The organism is Serratia sp. HMSC15F11, from assembly GCF_001808215.1.
Lineage (GTDB): Bacteria > Pseudomonadota > Gammaproteobacteria > Enterobacterales > Enterobacteriaceae > Serratia > Serratia nevei.
Genome location: NZ_KV792390.1, coordinates 7,222 through 13,070, shown reverse-complemented (window position 1 = coordinate 13,070; position 5,849 = coordinate 7,222). Strand labels below are relative to the sequence as shown.

At 57.8% G+C, this 5,849-nt stretch carries 3 protein-coding genes and 2 pseudogenes; all 5 read left to right on the top strand.

Annotated features, from left to right (window positions below; genetic code table 11):
* Positions 1 to 1,228 (top strand): annotated as a pseudogene (locus tag HMPREF3138_RS26915) (lysine decarboxylase LdcC); the annotation flags it as partial.
* Between the two features lie 105 nt (positions 1,229 to 1,333).
* Positions 1,334 to 1,723 (top strand): VOC family protein, encoded by a 390-nt coding sequence (locus HMPREF3138_RS00910; RefSeq protein WP_038878796.1) that lies wholly within the window; start codon positions 1,334 to 1,336, stop codon positions 1,721 to 1,723.
* An 89-nt stretch (positions 1,724 to 1,812) separates the two neighbouring features.
* A complete protein-coding gene (cadC, locus tag HMPREF3138_RS00905) occupies positions 1,813 to 3,366 on the top strand; it encodes a lysine decarboxylation/transport transcriptional activator CadC (RefSeq protein WP_038878798.1) in 1,554 nt (517 codons plus the stop codon).
* Positions 3,367 to 3,735: 369 nt separating this feature from the next.
* The gene (gene cadB, locus HMPREF3138_RS00900; RefSeq protein ID WP_038878801.1) at positions 3,736 to 5,079 is read left to right on the top strand and encodes a cadaverine/lysine antiporter; all 1,344 of its coding nucleotides are present in this window, start codon (positions 3,736 to 3,738) and stop codon (positions 5,077 to 5,079) included.
* Positions 5,080 to 5,174: 95 nt separating this feature from the next.
* Positions 5,175 to 5,849: pseudogene (gene cadA / locus HMPREF3138_RS26910) on the top strand (lysine decarboxylase CadA); the annotation flags it as partial.

The window sequence follows — 5,849 nt, the reverse complement described above, 5'->3', positions numbered from 1 at the left end:
CACCTATGACGGCCTGCTGTACAACACCGACTACATCAAGCAGACGCTGGAGGTGCCGTCGATCCACTTCGACTCCGCTTGGGTGCCTTACACCAACTTCCATCCGATTTACGACGGCAAAAGCGGCATGAGCGGCGAGCGGGTGCCCGGTAAGGTGATTTACGAAACCCAATCGACGCACAAGCTGCTGGCGGCCTTCTCGCAGGCTTCGATGATTCATATCAAGGGCGACTACGACGAGAGCACCTTCAACGAAGCCTACATGATGCACACCACCACCTCGCCGCACTATGGCATCGTGGCATCGATGGAGACCGCTGCCGCCATGCTGCGCGGCAACCCGGGGCGCCGCTTGATCAACCGCTCGGTGGAGCGTGCGCTGCATTTTCGCCGTGAAGTGCAGCGGCTGCGCGAGGAAAGCGACAGTTGGTTCTTCGACATTTGGCAGCCGGAAGAGATCGATGAAGCGCAATGCTGGCCACTGGATCCGGACGACAACTGGCACGGTTTTGGCCAGACCGATCGCGATCACATGTACCTCGATCCGATCAAGGTGACGATCCTGACGCCGGGCATGAACGAGCTGGGCACGCTGGAGGAGGAGGGGATCCCGGCGGCGCTGGTGGCGAAGTACCTCGACGAGCGCGGCATCGTGGTGGAGAAGACCGGGCCGTACAACCTGCTGTTCCTGTTCAGTATCGGCATCGATAAAACCAAGGCGATGAGCCTGCTGCGCGGCCTGACCGACTTCAAACGCGCCTACGATCTCAACCTGCGGGTGAAGAACATGCTGCCGGATCTGTACGCCGAGGATCCGGATTTCTATCGCAACATGCGCATTCAGGAGCTGGCCGCCGGCATTCACCGCCTGATCTGCCAGCACGAGCTGCCGCGCCTGATGTAGCAGGCGTTCGATGTGCTGCCGGAAATGAAGCTGACGCCGCACCAGATGTTCCAGGAGCAGGTGCGCGGCAACGTGGAAACCTGTGAGCTGGATCAGCTGGTGGGCAAGGTGGCGGCCAATATGATCCTGCCGTATCCGCCGGGCGTGCCGCTGGTGATGCCGGGAGAAATGATCACCGAAGAGAGCCGGGCAGTGCTCGATTTTCTGCTGATGCTGTGCTCGATCGGCGAACGCTACCCCGGCTTTGAAACCGACATCCACGGCGCCAAACTGACGGAGGACGGACGCTATCTGGTGAAGGTGTTGAAAGCCCCGCAGCCGTAATGCATTACACGCCCGGCGGTTTGGAAAGATATGCCGGGCGTTCTCATTGACGTCATCGCCGCCGCCGGATACCTTGCCTCATCAAACCGAACAGGAGAGGCCGCCATGCTGGCGTTACGTCAGGTACACCATATCGCGATCATTGGCGCGGACTACGCCGCCAGTAAGCATTTTTACTGCGACATTCTCGGATTTACCCTGCTGAGCGAAGTCTACCGCGAGGAGCGCGGCTCCTGGAAAGCCGATCTGGCGCTCAACGGGCAATACACTATCGAGCTGTTTTCTTTCCCTTCGCCGCCGGCCCGCGTCAGCCGCCCGGAGGCCTGCGGCCTGCGCCATCTGGCGTTCAGCGTTGACGACATTGACCAGGCCATCGCCCATCTGCAGGCGGCCGGCGTCGCCTGCGAACCGGTCCGCGTCGATCCTTATACCCAATCCCGTTTTACCTTTTTCAGCGATCCCGATGGTTTACCGTTAGAATTATACGAGAGTTAACGGCTTAATCGCCTCCCGGCGGCCACAGCCGGGGGCGGTTATGCTATGATCGCGCCCTTGCCCTACATGCCTACAGAGTTATTTCCGCCATGCAAGAGCCTGCTTTTCGCGTCGGGGAGTGGCTGGTGACCCCTGCCGACAACACCATCAGCCGCGACGGACGCCAAAAAACGCTGGAACCGCGCCTGATCGACATGCTGTGCTATTTCGCCCGGCATCCCGACGTGGTGCTGAGCCGCGACGAGCTGATCGACAACGTCTGGAAGCGCAATATCGTCACCAACCACGTGGTGACCCAATGTATTTCAGAGCTGCGCAAATACCTGAAAGACGGCGACAGCGACAGCCCGGAATACATTATCACCGTGCCCAAGCGCGGGTATAAGCTGGCGACGTCGGTGATCTGGTGTGAAGAAGGGGAGACGCAACCCGCTCCCGCACTGGCGCCGCAGATCGCGGTGATCATGCATGAGCCGGAAGACGGCAGCGAGGAAGACGAGACGCCGTATGTGCCGCCGCGCCGGGCAAGCGCACCGCCTGCCACGCCCGGCGAAAAGAAGCCGCGTTTTTATCGTCGCTCGACCTTCTGGGTGTGGCTGGCGTTTCTGGCGGCGCTCAGCGTCTGCGTGGCGTTTGTCGGCATCGCCACGCTGTCGCAGCGCGTGCCGGTATCCACCATGCCGGTGTTGCTCAACCCGCGCGATATCGATATTCGCATCCAGGGCGGCGAGAGCTGCAGTAACTGGATGCCGCAGCTCTCTTATGTGGTGGGCGTCAGCGAGCTGATCACCGATTCGCTGAACACCTACTCGACCTTCCTGGTGCACGACCAGACCAACTACAACTATTCCGGCCCCAGCAACTCGGGCAAGTCGCTGTATATCGAGTTCGTCAATCAGCGCCACTACCGCGCCCAGCAGTGTTTCCTGTCCGTGCGGCTGGTGGATAACGCCGACAGCTCAGTCATGCTGGACAAGCGTTACTTTATTACTGCCGATAACCAGCTGAAGATCCAGACCGACTTCCTCTCCAGCCTGTCCGCTGCGCTGAAGCAGCCTTGGCCGCCACAGCTGGCGCAGCGCCTGGCGCAGCTGCTGCCCGACAACGGGCCGTTGCTGCAGCGTTTCTACCAGGCGCATCAGTTGCTGATCCACGGCGACGCCGATTCGTTGACCCGCGCCAGCGCCCAGCTGAGCGAGCTGATTAAAAGCGCGCCGAACTTCCACTACCTGCTGGCCGAAAAGGCGCTGGTGGATCTGCTGCGTAATTCTTATCAACCGTTCGACAGCCAGGCCCTGGCGCAATTGCGCGCCGATATCAGCCATCTGGCGACGATCCCCGAATTGAAAAACACGCCAATCATGCAGCAAGTTCTGGCGGTAGATGCATTGACGCAGGGGCGCATTGACGAGGCGCACCGGGCGATCGATCTGGGGATTGAATTGCAAATGTCGTGGCTGAATTATGTGCTGCTGGGCAAGGTGTATGAAATGCAGGGGCAGAACCATTTGGCAGCGGATTCTTATATTACCGCATTCAATCTTCGCCCCGGCGAAGACACATTGCATTGGATAACCAATGGCGTATTCCAGACGTCATTGACCAACGTGGTGCCTTATTTAAATAACTATCAGCGCCAATAATTAACCGATATCACGCCGCCATTATTCTCCGGGAATCATGGTGGCGTTATTTATTGGTGAAGGTATGTTGCGTGAGTGTATTATTTTGCTGCGCGATATTATTTCTTTTCTGCCGTTTGTTATTTGTTTTTAACCTTTCTATATTGTTGTTTTAAAATGATGTTTATCTTTTCTTTAGCTTACCTTTTTATCTTGATGTGTTAATGAAAAACCTCAGGTTATCATTTGTATGATCATGAGCGTAATCTCACTTTATCTTTAGGACTTTATTCCCCCCGATGGTTAGCATCCTGACTATCAAGCCGGCTCATTAAAATCTTTTATTTATGGGTGTGGCTTATAAGAAACGTAAATCAGGAGAAACTGACCATGGCTTCACCCAAGAAAATAGGGCTTATTGCCTGCACCGGCGTCGTCGCCGGTAATATGATGGGGAGCGGGATTGCCTTATTGCCCGCCAATCTGGCGAGTCTCGGATCTATCGCCATCTGGGGATGGGTGATCTCGATTATCGGGGCGATGTCGCTGGCCTATGTGTATGCCCGCCTCGCCACCAAAAACCCGCAGCAGGGCGGCCCTATCGCCTACGCGGGTGAAATCTCCCCGGCCTTCGGTTTCCAGACCGGCGTGCTTTATTACCATGCCAACTGGATCGGTAACCTGGCCATCGGCATTACCGCCGTTTCTTATCTCTCCACCTTCTTCCCGGCTCTGAACAACCCGGTACCTGCCGGCATCGCCTGTATCGCTATCGTGTGGGTCTTCACCTTCGTGAACATGCTGGGCGGAACCTGGGTCAGCCGTTTGACCACCCTGGGCCTGGTGCTGGTGCTGATCCCGGTGATCGTGACTGCCACCATCGGCTGGCACTGGTTTGACGTCGCCACCTATCAGGCTAACTGGAATACCTCCGGCACCACCGACAGCCATGCGGTCATCAAGAGTATCCTGCTGTGCCTGTGGGCGTTTATCGGCGTGGAATCCGCAGCGGTCAGCACCGGCATGGTGAAAAACCCGAAACGTACCGTGCCGCTGGCAACCATGCTCGGCACCGGCCTGGCTGGCATTATCTACATCGCTGCCACCCAGGTGATCAGCGGTATGTTCCCGGCGTCTGAAATGGCCGCCAGCGGCGCGCCGTTCGCCATCAGCGCCTCGGCGATTATGGGCAACTGGGCCGCACCGATGGTTTCCGCCTTCACCGCCTTCGCCTGCCTGACGTCACTGGGTTCGTGGATGATGCTGGTCGGCCAGGCCGGGGTACGTGCCGCCAACGACGGCAACTTCCCGAAAGTGTACGGCGAGCTGGATAAAAACGGCATTCCGAAGAAAGGCCTGCTGCTGGCCGGTTGCAAAATGACCGCGCTGATGGTGCTGATCACCCTGATGAGCTCCGCCGGCGGCAAAGCGTCCGACCTGTTCGGCGAACTGACCGGCATCGCGGTGCTGCTGACCATGCTGCCTTACTTCTACTCCTGCGTAGACCTGATCCGCTTCGAAGGGGTCAACGTGCGCAACCTGCTGAGCCTGATCGCTTCGGTGTGCGGCTGTGGCTTCTGCTTCATCGCGCTGATGGGCGCCAACTCATTCGAACTGTCCGGCACCTTTATCATCAGCCTGATTATCCTGATGTTCTACGCCCGGAAAATGAATACCCGCCAGGCTGCCAACGCAGCGGCGGTCGATGAAAACACCACGGCCAAAGCGCACTGATTCGCGTCCGCTGACCGACTGAATTTACCCAGCCCCTTTCTTTCCGACCTGTCAGCCGCGACGGGAAGGGGCTTGCTTTGCCAGGAGAAATGCATATGAACGTTATCGCCATCATGAATCACATGGGTGTCTACTTCAAAGAAGAGCCTATCCGTGAACTGCATCAGGCGCTGGAAAGTCTGGATTTCCGCATCGTTTACCCTAACGATCGCGAAGACCTGCTGAAACTGATCGAGAACAACGCCCGTCTGTGCGGGGTGATCTTCGACTGGGACAAATACAACCTGGAGCTGTGCGAAGAGATCAGCCAGCTGAACGAGTACATGCCGCTGTACGCGTTCGCCAACACCTATTCGACGCTGGACGTCAGCCTGAACGATCTGCGCATGCAGGTGCGCTTCTTCGAATATGCGCTCGGCGCGGCAACCGACATCGCCGCCAAGATCAAACAGAATACCGACGAGTATATCGACACCATCCTGCCGCCGTTGACCAAGGCGCTGTTCAAATACGTGCGCGAAGGCAAATACACCTTCTGTACGCCGGGCCACATGGGCGGCACCGCGTTCCAGAAGAGCCCGGTGGGCAGCCTGTTCTACGATTTCTTCGGCCCGAACACCATGAAGTCGGATATCTCGATTTCGGTGTCCGAACTGGGATCGTTGCTGGATCACTCCGGCCCGCACAAAGAGGCGGAAGAGTACATTTCCCGCGTGTTCAACGCCGAACGCAGCTACATGGTCACCAACGGCACCTCCACCGCCAACAAG